Origin of the sequence: Rhodococcus sp. BP-261 (assembly GCF_019835205.1) — a bacterium.
In the GTDB taxonomy this organism is placed as follows: domain Bacteria; phylum Actinomycetota; class Actinomycetes; order Mycobacteriales; family Mycobacteriaceae; genus Rhodococcoides; species Rhodococcoides kyotonensis_B.
Window position 1 is genome coordinate 44665 of the sequence record NZ_JABUCO010000029.1, and the last position, 13355, is coordinate 58019.

Here is a 13355-nt window from a genome sequence, read left to right on the forward strand (position 1 = left end):
GCGCGGATAGTTGCATCCTGGACCGACTGTTCGCGCACGGGTGGCACAGCCGCACGATAATCTCCGCTCATGAGCACCCGAGCCAACACCATCGACGGCGTACTGCGCCGGTCGGCCGCCCGATTCCCCGAGCGCACCGCCATCACGTTCGAGGGCCGCAGCCACACGTATCGCGAGCTCGACGATGCGGTCAGCCGGGCCGCACGACGCCTGCTCGCGCTGGGGCTGGTCACCGGCGACCGTGTCGCCGCGTACGGCGTGAATTCCGATGCGTACGTCGTCGGGTTCCTCGCGTGCGCGCGGGCAGGGCTGGTGCACGTTCCGGTCAACTACGCACTCGTCGGGGACGAGCTGAAATACCTTGTCGAGCAGTCCGGTTCGCGCGCGGTACTGGTCGACCCGGAACTCGCGGCCACGCTCGACTCCGTCCGTGCCGACTTGCCGGTCGATCACGTGCTGGCTCTTCCGGACCTGCTCGACGGTTCCGAAAGCGTCGACGAACTCGAGTCCGCCGCAGAATCGAGTGACCTGGCGCAGCTGCTCTACACGTCGGGGACGACGTCGAAACCGAAGGGCGCCATGATGTCTCACGGCGCATTGATCGCGGAGTACGTCTCGTCGGTGATCGCGCTCGGTTTCACCAAGGACGACAATCCACTGATCGCGATGCCGATGTACCACTCGGCCGGCATGCACGTGTTCACGATGCCGTACCTGTCGGTCGGTGCGACAGTGCATCTGATGAGGCGTCCCGATGTGCCGGAGATCCTGCGGCGCATCGAGGAGGACCGGATCGGTTCGCTGTTCCTCGCGCCCACGGTGTGGGTGCCGCTCGCGAATCATCCGGATCTGCAGACGCGTGACCTGTCGTCCCTGACCAAGGCCCAGTACGGCGCGTCGATCATGCCGGTGACCGTACTGAACCGTCTACGGGAGCGGTATCCGGACCTGGGCTTCTACAACTGCTTCGGACAGTCCGAAATCGGTCCGCTCGCAACGGTATTGCAACCCGAGGAGCACGAGGAGCGTCCTGCCTCGTGCGGTCGTGCGGTGTTCTTCGTCGAGACACGTGTCGTCGACGCGAACGGCGACGACGTTCCCGACGGCGAGCCCGGTGAAATTCTCTACCGCTCACCGCAACTGTGCGACGGCTACTGGGACAAGCCCGAGGCGACGGCAGAAGCGTTCCAGGACGGGTGGTTTCACTCCGGTGATCTCGTGACGCGGGATGCCGAAGGGTTCATCACCGTCGTCGACCGGATCAAGGACGTGATCAACACCGGCGGCATTCTGGTCGCCTCACGTGAGGTGGAGGACGCCGTCTACACGCATCCCGCTGTCGCGGAGGTCGCCGTCATCGGTACGCCCGACGAGAAATGGATCGAGGCCGTGACCGCGGTGGTGGTGCTGAAGGACGGCGCGGACGGCGTGACCGCGCAGGAGATCGTCGACCACGTGAAGGGCTTGATCGCACCGTTCAAGGTGCCCAAGACCGTCACGTTCGTCGACGAGCTCCCGCGTAACCAGAGCGGCAAACTTCTGAAGCGGGAGTTGCGCTCCGCACCCGTGCGCGGATAGCTGCAACCTGGGCCAACCATCCACGCACGGGTGGCGCAGCCGCACTACAAGATCGTGTAACCGCCGTCGACGAGGATGTCGGCGCCGTTGATCATGGCTGCGCCGGGGGAGGCGAGGAAGACGGCAACCGACGTGACGTCGTGGGTTTCCGCGAAGCGGCCCACCGGTATGCGGGCGCGCAGAGCGTCGCCCTTGGGGTTGGACCAAGCTTCGCGACCCAGGGGCGTCATGACGACGGTGGGGGAGATGGTGTTGACGGTGACGCCGCGACCCGCCCACTCTGCGGCAAGGACTTTCGTCAACCCCAGTACACCGAACTTCGAGGCGCAGTAGGCGGCGTGTTCCTCGATGGCGACGGTGGCCGCCTGCGACGCGATGTTGACGATGCGGCCCGAGCCGCGTTCGAGCATGGCGCGCCCGAACTCCTGGCACATCAGGAACGTGCCGGTGAGATTGACGTCGATGGTGAGGTTCCAGAAGTCGTCGGACAGGTCTTCGGCAGGTGCCAGACGCGCCACGCCTGCCGAATTGACCAGAACGTCGACGTGTCCGAAATCGGCGATCACCGAGTCGACTGCGGAACGGACCGATTCGCGGTCGGCCACGTCGCAGGAAACACTGCGAGCGCCGATGTCCGACGCAGCTCCGGCGGCCGCGTCGCCGTCGCGATCGAGCAGTACCACGGTGGCGCCCTGTGCCGCATAGGCTGCACCGATGGCAGCGCCGATACCCGACGCACCGCCGGATACCACGGCCACCATGCCGTCGAACGAGAAGTCGACGGGCGCGGGGAGGGACGTCATGTCAGGGCACACCTTTCGTTCGAGCAGTGGTGTTCGAGGCGGGGCGGGCATGGAGGGGCACCGCCCCGCCTCGAAGTGAAATCGACTTCGGTCGAGCTACTGACCGGGAATTCCCTCGTAGGCGATGTCGCCGGTCTCGAGGTTCTTGTTCGTCAGTTCGACCAGACCGTCGAGGAAGGCCTGACGCTCGGTGACGACGTGCTCGATGGCGACGTCGACGTTGTCCTGGGTGATGGCAGGCATGACGTACACCGGCGCGGTGTCGCCCTCTTCGCCCTTGGCGATGCGGTTCGCGACGGCGAGACCGGCGGACAGTTCGACGGTGCCGTTCTGAAGGGACGTGCCGATGAACTCGCCGCTCTTGACGGCGTTCAGACCGTCCTCGATGCCGTCGATGCCGACAATCGGAACGTCGGTGCGTCCGGCTTCCTTCAGTGCCTGCAGCGCGCCGAGGCCCATGTCGTCGTTCTGCGAGACGACGCCGTCGATCTGGTCACCGAAGCTGGAGAGCCAGTTCTTCGTCTTGTTGACGGCTTCGTCACGCTTCCAGTTCGCGGTGTCCTTGGCCAGAACCTTGATGTCCGGGTACTTCGCGAGAACCTGGTCGATGCCTGCGCCACGGTTGATCTCACCGGATCCGCCGAGTGGTCCCTGCAGGATGACGATGTTGCCGCGTCCGCCGAGCCTGTCGGCCATCATCTGCATTTCCTGTGCGCCTGCGGCGACGTCGTCGGGTTGGACGTTGCCGGAGATCTGATCGGTCTCGAGTGCTGCGTTGACTGCGATGACCGGAATTCCCTTGTCCTTGGCGGACTGGACCTGCGGGGCAAGCGAATCAGCCTGGGCAGGCACGACGATGATCGCGTCGACGCCCTGGTTGATGAGCGAGTCCACCTGACTTGCCTGCGTCGAGACGTCGTTGTTGGCGGAGTTCCACAGCAACTCGATGTCGTTCGCCGCGGCGTAGGTGTCCATACCTTCCTTGCCCGCGGTGATGAACGAGCTCATGTCGTAGACGGTGACGCCGATACGAGTCTTGCCGTCCTGTGCGCTGGTATCACCTGCGCCGCAGGCGGTGAGGCCGACAGTGAGCGCGCCGGCGGCAGCCACGGTCAGCACTTTGGAAGCAAACTTCATTGTCATCTCCAGATCGGTGAAGGGTTGTGCGAGGGTTCGGAAAAGATCGGTCAGGTTCTTCGTTTCGAGGACCAGACGTCGACCGACACCGCGGCGACGATGAGCACGCCCTTGATGACGTCCTGCCAGTAGGCGGGGACGACGAGAAGGTCGAGACCGTTGTTGAGCGTTTGGATCATGAACAGGCCGAGCGCGGTGCCCCAGATGGTTCCGCGTCCGCCCATGAGGCTCGCGCCGCCGATGACGACCGCGGCGATCGCGTCGAGTTCGTATCCCTGGCCGAGATTCGGCGGGCCCGAGATGACGCGAGAGGCAAGCATGACACCCGACAATCCCGCGAGCACGCCTGACAGCGCGTAGACGCTGAACAGGACGTTCTTGGCGTTGATGCCGGCGATCTCGGCCGCCGTGCGGTTGCCACCGACGGCGTAGACCCGCATGCCGTACGCAGTTCGCTTCATGACGACGGCCAGCACGAGGATTCCGATGATCATCACGAGCACCGGAATCTGAATTCCGAAGATCTTGGTGTTGGCGATCTGTCCGAACTCGGACGGAAGGCCGTTGATCGGAGCGCCACCGCCGATCACGTACGCGAAACCCGAACCGGCCGTGAGCATACCGAGTGTTGCGATGAACGGGGGCACATTGATGCGAGAAACGAGATAACCGTTGATCGAACCGGCGACGAGTCCGACTGCCACGGCCACGAGTACCGTCATCCAGATCTGGCCCGGGTTGGCCTTGGCCACGGCGGCGGACGCCATGGCCGAGACTGCGATGACGCTGCCGACCGACAGGTCGATGCCACCGGTGAGAATGACGAGTGTCTGCCCGAGGGCGATCAACGCGAACGGCGCGGCCGCCACGAGGATGGTCTGCAGGTTGTCGACGGTGCCGAAGCGAGCACTGCGGTAGGAGAAGTAGCCGATCACCAGCAGCATGACGATGACCATGGAATAACGCAATGCCAGAGCTCCGGCCCACGCGCCGGAGAATCGGCGCACCGGTTCTCCGGTCGTTGCCGAGACGGACGTCTTGGCGTCCGGTTCAGCGACGGGTGTTGTCACTGTTGTGCCTCCTCGAGTGGCGACCGGTCAAGGGCCGCAGGGTTTTCGCTACGTGTGTCCAGGGCGGTCGCCATGCGGAAGACCGAGTCTTGAACTTCGGGGTGATCGAGTGCGTCCCGATCGAGTTCGCCGACGAACGCGCCGTCGCGCATGACGAACGCGCGGTGCGACAGTCCAACGATCTCCGGCATGTCCGACGACGCCATCACGACAGCCATTCCGCGACTGGCGAATTCGGTGATGATGCGGTAGATCTCGGAGCGGGCCCCGACATCGACGCCACGAGTGGGCTCATCGAGTAGCAGTACGTTGACGGTACCGGTCAACCACCGCGCCAGCACGACTTTCTGCTGATTTCCGCCGGAAAGAGTACCGACGGACTGTCCCATTCCTCGGCTGCGCAGCCGCACCGACTCCATGGCGTCGGAGACCGTCTTGGTGCGCGTCCTGTTTCGCAGCCAACCGGCGATGCTGAAGCTCGACAGTCTGGGCAGTGATCCGTTGTCCAACACACTCATCGACAGGACTACGCCGTTGATCTTGCGATCTTCGGGAACCATCGCCATGCCTGCGGTGATGGCCGCAGCGGGCTTGCCTTTCTGGACCGTGCGACCGTCCACCTTGACTGTTCCCGACGTCACCGCGCGCATACCGAACAGTGCTTCGAGCAGTTCGGTGCGGCCGGCGCCGACGAGTCCGGCCAGACCGACGATCTCGCCGCGCCGCACCGTCAAGTTCACCGGAGCCGAAGCGCCTGAAACGTGCAGGTTCTCGACCTCGAGGACGACGTCACCCGTGCCGGATACGACGTCGGGAAACAGTGTTTCGAGTTCACGTCCGATCATCGCGGTGACGATCTCGTCGTCGGTGATGTCGGTGAGCTTCTCGTCGGTGATGAGCTTTCCGTCGCGCAGCACGACGACTCGGTCTGCGATGGCACGGATCTCGGCCATCTTGTGGGTCGTGTAGACCATGGCGACACCGCGATCGCGCAATTGCTTCATGACCTTGTAGAGACCCTCGACCTCGCGCTCGGAGATCGCAGAGGTCGGCTCGTCGAGCATGACGACCTGCGCGCCCGTCCGCGCGGCCTTGACGATCTCGATGATCTGGCGCAGGCCGACGGGCAGACTGCCCATCCGTGCGGTCGGCGAGATCGAGACGTCGAACACCGCAAGCGCTTTCGCTGCCTCGTCGATCATCGCGCGGCGGTCCAGGAAGAAGCCGCGGCGCTTCTCGCGGCCGACGAACATGTTCTCGTACACCGTCATGTCGTCGATCGACGCCAGTTCCTGCGGCACGATGGCCACACCGTGCCGCACGGCATCCCTCGGGTCGCCGGCGGACAAGGTGTGCTCGCCGATCGTGACGGTCCCCGTGTCGGCGCGGATCTGACCGGTCGCGATCTTCATCAGAGTGGACTTGCCTGCGCCGTTCTCACCCGCCAGAGCGGTGACGGTGCCGGGCTCCAGCTCGAGCGAAATGCCCTTCAGGACAGGCACTCCACCGAAACTCTTCGTCACCTCTCGACATTCGAGCAGCCGTGTCACGGTCGTCCTCCGACGGTGATAAGTACCTTGACGTGTTCGGGATCGGTCGACGCCGTGAACGCGTCGGCGGCGCGATCGAGCGGGAATTCGCCGGTCACGAACTCGTCGATCGGGACGAGGCCTTCGGTCAGCATGTCGATGGCCTCCTGGACGTCCTCGCGGACGTACATCAGACACCCGGCGACGATGATCTCGCGGTCCTGAACGAGGTCGAGGGGTACCGCCGTCGCGCCGGCAGCAACGCCGACGATCAGGACGACGCCGCCCTTGTCCACGAGGTCGACTGCCTGAGCGACCGACGATTCCCGCGAGACACAGTCGATGACGACGTCGGCAGGCCCGCCGAGGGCTTCTTTCGCGGTGGCGACTGCGTCCGTCGCGGTCGGATCGAAACTGCCGACGGCGCCGAGCCGTTGCGCCCGAGCGCGTTTCGACTCCAGGAGATCGGCGACGACGACGGTCGCACCTGCACGACGTGCTGCGAGCAGCACGAACAATCCGATGGGCCCCGCGCCCAACACTGCGACGCGTTTGCCGTCGAGTCCGTCGACGAGTGTCGCGGCCCGTCGTACAGCGTGAACGGGGGTGGCGAGGGGCTCGATGAGTGCAGCATGACGGTCGTCGAGTGCGTCGTCGAGAGGGATCACGCGGTCGGCAGCGATCGTGAACGCGTCGGTCAGGCCGCCGGGTGTCTGGCACCCGAACACCGCGAGTTCGGCGCAGATGTTGTAACGCCCGGCGAGGCACTGAGTGCAGTGCCCGCAGGCGAGATTGGGTTCGACCACTACGCGTGTGCCCACGAGGGATGCGTCGACACCGTCGCCGATTGCGTCGACGACGCCGACGACCTCATGGCCGGGCCGAAACGGAAGGTCGATGAACGGATGCCGACCGTGTGCGGCGTGGACATCGGATCCGCAGATGCCGACGACGGTGCTGCGTACGCGGACTTCTCCGGTCGCCGCTTCCGGAGTCGCGACCGTCTCGACGCTGACGCTGTCGATGCCTTCGACGAGGATGCGCCGGACGGTGGACACCTCGGTGCTCACCATGCTGTGTATCCTCCGTCCGCGACGAGAACCGAACCGGTGATGAAACTCGCTGCGTCACTTGCCAAGAACACGACACTCGGAGCGATTTCCTCGGGCATCGCGTATCGCTGCATGGGTGCGTCGTCGATCCAGTAGCGCTTGAGATCAGGACGGTCCACCGGAGCCATCTCGGTCTTGCAGTAGCCGGGGGCCACGGCGTTGACGCGGATGCCGAGCGGGCCCCATTCGGCGGCAAGGGATTTGGTGAGATGGTGTACGGCGGCCTTCGACGCGTTGTACGCCGGCTGCATCTGCGGGCGGTTGACGATGATGCCCGACATGGAACCGATGTTGACGATCGATCCGCTCTTACGCTCGCGCATGTGGGCGCCGACGGCAATGCTGCACTCCCACAACGCTTTGACGTTGAGGTCGAAGACGTTGTCCCATTCGGTTTCGGTGACGTCCCACGAGTCGTTGTGGTAACAGGTTCCGGCGTTGTTGACGAGGATGTCGACGTGACCGAGCGTGTCGATCGCCTCGGCGGTCATCCGCTCGACGTCGGCGTGCCGGGTGATGTCGGCTGTGATGGCCGCGAACTCATGGCCTTCGGCTGCGGCCTCGGCGACGACCTTCTCGTTGCGTTCCGCGCTGCGTCCGGCGATGGCGACCTTGGCGCCCGCCGCGGCGAGACCGAACGCGAACGCGCGTCCGAGTCCTTGGTTGCCGCCAGTGACGATCGCGGTACGTCCGGTCAGATCAAAAGGATTGTTGCTCATGCAGGCACCACTATCGACTTGAGGCTGGCAGGGTCGGTGTCGCTTTCGAGCGCGTCGGCGACGTGCTCGAGGTCGTAGCGTCCGGTGACGAGCCGGTCGAGATCGACCAGTCCGGAGGACGCGAGATGGATTGCAGCGGGCCAGGTGTCGGTGTAGCGAAACACGCCGGTGACCGTGATCTCGAGGTTCTGGATGTGACTGACGGGAAGGGGGTAGTCGTCGGCGCCCATTCCGACCAGAACGACCCGCCCTGCAGGTCCGACGGCGCGGATGCCGCTCTGCACGGCCGGGACGGCACCGCTGGCGTCGACGAATGCGTCGACCTGGGGGTCGAGCGCGGCGACCTCGTCGACCGTCGGATCGATCACTTCGGTGGCGCCGAAAGTCAGGGCGCGCTCGCGCCGCGAGGCCACCGGGTCGGAGACGACGATTCGTGCAGCACCGAAGGCGCGTGCGGCCTGTGCGGTGATGATGCCGATGGGGCCTGCGCCTGCGATCAGGATGGACGACCCGGGAGCGATCCCGGCCTTGCGCATCGTGGTGACGGCGACCGACAGTGGCTCGAGCAGTGCTGCGGCCTCGTCGGACAGCGAATCCGGAACCGGGTGGGCGAAGTCCGCGTCGATCGTGACGTAGCGGCAGAAGGCGCCGTCGACAGGAGGTGTCGCGTAGAACTTCATGTCGGGGCACAGGTTGTAACGCCCGGCCATGCACTGCGCGCACCGGCGGCACGGGTGCTGGGGTTCGACGGCGACGCGCTGGCCGATGCGGCTCTCGTCGACACCCTCGCCGACGGCAGCGATCCGTCCGGACAGCTCGTGGCCGAGAACCATCGGGTCGTGAACCACGAAGTCGCCGATGCGACCCTCGCGATAGTAATGAACGTCCGAACCACAGACGCCCACTGCCGCGACCTCGACGAGCACCTCGTTCGGTGCGGGCGTCGGAACGGGGCGATCTTCGATCTCGAGCGTGCGCACGCCCGTCATCACACTCGCGCGCATCGACGATGCGGGCGGTGTCGGTGTTGCGGTGGTCATGAGTGTCCTTCCGGCAGAGGGGAATCGAGGATGAGGGCGCGGCCGACGACGGCGGTCGACGCACCGGTACTCAGGCATGCAGGCATCAGATGTTCGGTCACTCCGCCGTCGAGCGTGACGTCGATTCGACGTGCGAGGGCTGTGGCGATCGAGAGGCGATCGGGGTCGGCAACTCCCGATGTTCCGGGTTCGAGAAGCATGAGCAGCGCACCGTCGTACCCGGTCAGATCGACCGTCGATGCGCTCGCCTCGTCGACCTCGTCCCACACCGCCGCCCACACTCGCGACGAGCCGATACCGGGTGTGCCGAGCGGCACGTACAGATCGCCCACGTCCGGGATACGAGGAAGCATGGCGCGGACTCCGTCTGCGCTTCCGACGAGGTGCACTCCGAGCATGTCGCGCGGCACGATGGCAGCGAGCCCGTCCAGTTCGTCCAGCGTGACGCCGACGGGGAGACCTTCGCCGGGCGCCATGACGTCGACGTGCACCGCGATCCCTGCCGCCACGAGTGCCTCGGCGGCCTGCGTCCGAAGTCCTGGTGCTGCGGCGTACACGCTTCCGGCCAGGTGCTTTTCGTACCCGACGTGCCAGGGAGCCAGCGTGATCGTCATGCGTTGTCCCGCCGGTCCAGTGCGTCGACGGCAGTTGCTGCCGCCCAGCGTGCGCGGACTTCGGTGATGTCCCGGGTGGTCTCCCGCGGCGAGACGGTCGTCCGTGCGGGTGGGGTCCATCGCCGTGCGAATTCGACCATCCCCGCCTCGTCGACGCCCGCTGCTACGGCTGCTGCCTGCACGCATGCACCACGTGCCGTCGCCTCGTCGGCGTCGGGGACGGTGACGGTGTCGCCGGAAAGGTCGGCGAGCAGCTGCAGCGTAGCCGGTGACCGGGCGCCACCGCCGACGACCGTGAGCGGGCCGTTGCAGTCGATCCCGAACGAGCGCAACGCATCTCGACCGGCCAGTAGAGACAGCAGCGGACCTTCGAGGAACGCGCGTGCCATTTCCTCGCGCGTCGTCGCCGACGTGAGGTCCGAGAGCAGGCCCCGTGCGTAGGGACGGTTCGGCGTCCGCTCGCCGTCGAGGAACGGCACGAGTGTCGGGCCGACGGTGGGTTCGGCGGCGAGGGCGAGAGCGGCGAGCCCGGCGTGGTCGGTTCCGAGGATTCGGGCGGCGGTATCACCGACTCGGGCTGCATTGAGCGTGCAGACGAGCGGCAGGTACCCGCCGGTGGTGTCGGCGACGCCGTTGACGATGCCTGCCTCGTCGAACACCGGTGTGCGCGTCGAGGTCGCGAACACGCCGGACGTACCGAGACCGATGTACTGGTCGCCGTCGCTCAGACCGAGTCCGAGGTATGCGGCGTGCTGGTCGCCCGCGCCTGCTCCGACGAGCACGGAACGGGTGAGGCCGAGCGCGGCGGCCGCGGACTCGGTCAGTGCCCCGGCGGGCTCGGCGCCTCCGAGGACTGTCGGGAGCATCGGCAGCCAGTCGCGTGGACCCGCGGCCGCATCCAGGAATTCGGGCAGCCAGGTCGACGTCGTCGCGTCGAAGTAGCCGGTGCCGGACGCGTTGGATCGATCGGTGACGGCGCGACCGGTGAGCCGGAAGGTCAAGTAGTCGTGCGGCAACAGGATTCGACGCGTGGCGTCCAGCGTCGCGGGTTCGTGTTCGGCGACCCACGCGAGTTTTGCGATTGTGAATGCAGCGGTCGGAAGAGAACCGATGCGGCGCACCCACTTCGGGCCACCGATCGCCTCGACGAGCTTCGCGAGCTGCTCCGCGCCTGTGGTGTCGTTCCACAGTTTCGCGGGGCGCAGCGGCTCACCTTCGGCGTCGAGCAATACCAGGCCGTGGCACTGTGCCGCGACGGACAGCGCGGTCACCTGTACGTCGCCGGCAGCGGCGAGCGCGGCTCGGACGGCGATCACCAGCGCCTCCCACCACGAACGCGGATCCTGTTCGCTGCACGGTGGGAACGCGGGAGTATGAGGCGCGGACCCGGAGGCGAGCAGCTCGCCCGACTCGGCGTCGCGTACCTCGGCCTTGCACGATTGTGTCGACGAGTCGACACCGACGACGACCTGTCGCGTCACAGTCCGACCACCGGTTCGTTCGACGCGGACATGACGTCGTCGCGAGTTCCGACGCCGCCTGCCGGGTGCGAGTTCACGACGTCGTGCATCGTGTGGCCGCTCAACGACATGGCGACGACGCCGACCGCGTCTCCCCATGCGCCGACTGCGAGCGTGCTCGCCATGGCGATCATGTTTCCCGGGTCGGAATCGGGCTGGGTTGCAGGGAGTTCCGCGATGTCGGTGGCCGCGGACGCGAAGGGGGATTCGACGGACTCGGTGACGGCGACGACACGAACCCCGCGCTCGACGAGGCGGGTCACCAGCCGAGTGAGCTCGGACGAGCGCCCTGTCTTGGAGATGGCGAGCACGAGATCGGACGTCTCGATCGCGCCCATTCCGCCGTGCAGTGCATCCATGGCGGGGAGGTAGAGGGCGGGTGCGCCGCAGACGGACAGCAAATGGGCCAGGCGCTCGGCCATGATTCCCGACGTTCCCGAACCGGTGGTGATGACCTTGCCGGACGTCTCGACCACGGCGCGGGCGACGCGAACGACGCTGGGCTCGACGGTATCCGCGAGGTTGGCCAGGCCGACGGCCTCCCGGACCAACACGGTGTGCGCGAGACGCCGAAGTTCGGCGTCGTCGAGCTTGCTCATATGTCGTACCTCACTGCTCACATGCATAGTGAACAGGATCATGCTTTGTCCGTGCTCATGTGTCAATCAGCTTGCTCAGATGAGCGCATGTGATGATGATGGTGTCAGTGACAGCGAAAGGTGGGGGGATGCCGCAGGAGTCCGAGGTCCGCAGAGTGGGGCCGGAGGAACTCGTCCAGCGAGGATTGATTGCGCGTCGGTACTACGTCGACGGGCGCACACGGGTTCAGATTGCGGACGAGTTCGGTCTTTCCCGCTTCAAGGTGGCTCGCATTCTCGAGGACGCCGTCGCGTCGGGAATGGTCGAGATCACCGTGCACGCCCCGGAATCGATCGACATCGAACTTTCGCGCGCACTGAGGGACGAGTTCGGATTGCGGATGGCGTTCGCGGTCCGTACCGCCAGTGACGGTCAGGACGAGCTGTGGGACGCGGTGGGTCGCGTCACCGCTGAGCTGCTGAGCGAAATCGTCACGCCCGCAGACGTACTCGGCGTCGACTGTGGTCGAACGTTGTCCCGGATGACGACGCATCTCGACGCCATCGCCGAATGCGACGTCGTGCAGTTGACGGGCATGGCGGGTGCCGTCGGTGCGACATCCGCCGAACTGGTGCGTCGAATCACCGAACTCGGGGGAGGGCAGGCGTGGTCGATGTACGCGCCGCTCGTCGTGTCCGACGCCCGCACGTGCGCTGCGCTGAGCAGCAGTCGGGGAATTCAGGAGACGTTGCGTCACCATGCCTCGGTGACGAAAGCCGTTGTCTCCATCGGCGCGTGGGGGCCGGGTCTGTCGCAGGTGTACGACTTGCTGACGCCGTCGGAGGCGAGGGACTGGACGGCGAAAGGCGTGGTGGCCGAGTCCTGTGCGCTACTGCTCGACGCGGAAGGAAACCGCGTGCACGGGTTGGACGACCGGCGGATGGGCGTGTCGGAGGACGGCCTGCGCGGCATCGAGCACGTCATTGCCATTGCGGCGGGTGAAGCGAAGGTCGCGGCCGTCCGAGCCGTGCTGAAATCCGGACTGGTGTCGTCGCTGATCATCGACGCCGGGACCGCTGCGGGGCTCGTGCGCTGATTGCGCTCCGCACCCGTGCGCGGATAGTTGCAACCTGGAGCCTGTTGCTTAATTGAGGGTGTTTCGCTCGAGTGGTGGTGGGCCTGCTTTGGGATGATGGCTGGGTGGCGCGTGACTATCGACCTTCCGGTCTCGATCAGGGGTTTTTGATTCCACCCGATATCCGGGACTGGCTCGATGACGATCATGTGGCGTGGCTGGTGATCGACGCGGTCGCGGCGATGGACACCTCGGTGTTCCATCGCCGCCGGCCGGGCCGGCGGACCGCGACTTCGCAAGCGGGTCGGCGTGGTTACAACCCCGATCGGTTGTTGGCGTTGTTGATTTACGCCTACGCGGTCGGGGAACGCTCCTCGCGGCGAATCGAAAAACTGTGTTGGACCGACGTCGCGTTCCGGGTGTTGTGCGGCAACGACATTCCCGATCACACTGTCATCGCCCGGTTCCGCCAGCAACACGACACCGGGTTCGAGAACCTGTTCACCCAGGTGTTGGTGCTGTGCCAGAGAGCAGGGATGGGCCAGTTCGGTGAACTCGCTCTCGACGGCACGAAGATCG

The 13355-nt window shown here is 65.8% G+C and carries 13 protein-coding genes; 3 read left to right on the forward strand and 10 right to left on the reverse strand.

Translation table 11 applies throughout. The annotated features are described in order from the left end of the window. Positions 1–69: 69 nt before the first annotated feature. Positions 70–1578: an acyl-CoA synthetase gene (locus HQ354_RS22515; RefSeq protein WP_222635641.1), complete on the forward strand. Its 1509-nt coding sequence runs from the start codon at positions 70–72 to the stop codon at positions 1576–1578. A gap of 44 nt (positions 1579–1622) precedes the next feature. Here the strand turns inward: HQ354_RS22515 and HQ354_RS22520 are convergent, their stop codons facing one another. The 10 genes from HQ354_RS22520 to HQ354_RS22565 all read right to left on the reverse strand — a co-directional run bounded on the left by HQ354_RS22520 (position 1623) and on the right by HQ354_RS22565 (position 11721). Further along, a complete protein-coding gene (locus HQ354_RS22520; protein WP_222635642.1) occupies positions 1623–2381 on the reverse strand; it encodes a GolD/DthD family dehydrogenase in 759 nt (252 codons plus the stop codon). A 96-nt stretch (positions 2382–2477) separates the two neighbouring features. Beyond that, a complete protein-coding gene (locus tag HQ354_RS22525; protein ID WP_068430208.1) occupies positions 2478–3518 on the reverse strand; it encodes a substrate-binding domain-containing protein in 1041 nt (346 codons plus the stop codon). Positions 3519–3568: 50 nt separating this feature from the next. Next, on the reverse strand, positions 3569–4588 hold the full coding sequence (locus HQ354_RS22530) for an ABC transporter permease (RefSeq protein WP_068430212.1): 1020 nt from the start codon (positions 4586–4588) through the stop codon (positions 3569–3571). Continuing rightward, positions 4585–6138 carry a sugar ABC transporter ATP-binding protein gene (locus HQ354_RS22535; protein WP_222635643.1) on the reverse strand — a complete coding sequence of 518 codons (1554 nt, stop codon included), beginning with the start codon at positions 6136–6138 and terminating at the stop codon, positions 4585–4587. The genes HQ354_RS22530 and HQ354_RS22535 overlap by 4 nt, the downstream gene beginning before the upstream one ends. Next, the gene (locus HQ354_RS22540; protein WP_222635644.1) at positions 6135–7190 is read right to left on the reverse strand and encodes a zinc-binding dehydrogenase; all 1056 of its coding nucleotides are present in this window, start codon (positions 7188–7190) and stop codon (positions 6135–6137) included. The genes HQ354_RS22535 and HQ354_RS22540 overlap by 4 nt, the downstream gene beginning before the upstream one ends. Further along, entirely contained in the window at positions 7184–7948 is a 765-nt protein-coding gene (locus HQ354_RS22545; RefSeq protein ID WP_068430221.1) for an SDR family NAD(P)-dependent oxidoreductase, read from the reverse strand. Before HQ354_RS22545 ends, HQ354_RS22540 begins: the two co-directional genes overlap by 7 nt. Then, positions 7945–8988, reverse strand: coding sequence for an NAD(P)-dependent alcohol dehydrogenase (locus tag HQ354_RS22550; protein ID WP_222635645.1), 1044 nt, complete (start codon positions 8986–8988; stop codon positions 7945–7947). Before HQ354_RS22550 ends, HQ354_RS22545 begins: the two co-directional genes overlap by 4 nt. Continuing rightward, positions 8985–9602: a hypothetical protein gene (locus HQ354_RS22555; protein ID WP_222635646.1), complete on the reverse strand. Its 618-nt coding sequence runs from the start codon at positions 9600–9602 to the stop codon at positions 8985–8987. Before HQ354_RS22555 ends, HQ354_RS22550 begins: the two co-directional genes overlap by 4 nt. After that, on the reverse strand, positions 9599–11083 hold the full coding sequence (gene xylB / locus HQ354_RS22560; protein WP_222635647.1) for a xylulokinase: 1485 nt from the start codon (positions 11081–11083) through the stop codon (positions 9599–9601). Before xylB ends, HQ354_RS22555 begins: the two co-directional genes overlap by 4 nt. After that, positions 11080–11721: an SIS domain-containing protein gene (locus HQ354_RS22565; protein ID WP_243636793.1), complete on the reverse strand. Its 642-nt coding sequence runs from the start codon at positions 11719–11721 to the stop codon at positions 11080–11082. The genes xylB and HQ354_RS22565 overlap by 4 nt, the downstream gene beginning before the upstream one ends. 128 nt (positions 11722–11849) lie before the next feature. On the opposite strand from HQ354_RS22565, the gene HQ354_RS22570 reads away from it, so the two are divergent. After that, on the forward strand, positions 11850–12797 hold the full coding sequence (locus HQ354_RS22570; protein ID WP_167678451.1) for a sugar-binding transcriptional regulator: 948 nt from the start codon (positions 11850–11852) through the stop codon (positions 12795–12797). 71 nt (positions 12798–12868) lie between these two features. Further along, positions 12869–13355, forward strand: a 487-nt coding sequence (locus HQ354_RS22575) for a transposase (protein ID WP_222636278.1), incomplete at its 3' end; no start/stop codon positions are given.

Bases quoted from the DNA above. Each gene is read 5' to 3' on its own strand.
- HQ354_RS22520 (WP_222635642.1), bottom strand. From the start codon at position 2,381: ATGACGTCCCTCCCCGCGCCCGTCGACTTCTCGTTCGACGGCATGGTG.
- HQ354_RS22545 (WP_068430221.1), bottom strand. From the start codon at position 7,948: ATGAGCAACAATCCTTTTGATCTGACCGGACGTACCGCGATCGTCACT.
- HQ354_RS22540 (WP_222635644.1), bottom strand. From the start codon at position 7,190: ATGGTGAGCACCGAGGTGTCCACCGTCCGGCGCATCCTCGTCGAAGGC.
- HQ354_RS22555 (WP_222635646.1), bottom strand. From the start codon at position 9,602: ATGACGATCACGCTGGCTCCCTGGCACGTCGGGTACGAAAAGCACCTG.
- HQ354_RS22570 (WP_167678451.1), top strand. From the start codon at position 11,850: ATGCCGCAGGAGTCCGAGGTCCGCAGAGTGGGGCCGGAGGAACTCGTC.
- HQ354_RS22550 (WP_222635645.1), bottom strand. From the start codon at position 8,988: ATGACCACCGCAACACCGACACCGCCCGCATCGTCGATGCGCGCGAGT.
- HQ354_RS22515 (WP_222635641.1), top strand. From the start codon at position 70: ATGAGCACCCGAGCCAACACCATCGACGGCGTACTGCGCCGGTCGGCC.
- HQ354_RS22565 (WP_243636793.1), bottom strand. From the start codon at position 11,721: ATGAGCAAGCTCGACGACGCCGAACTTCGGCGTCTCGCGCACACCGTG.
- HQ354_RS22525 (WP_068430208.1), bottom strand. From the start codon at position 3,518: ATGAAGTTTGCTTCCAAAGTGCTGACCGTGGCTGCCGCCGGCGCGCTC.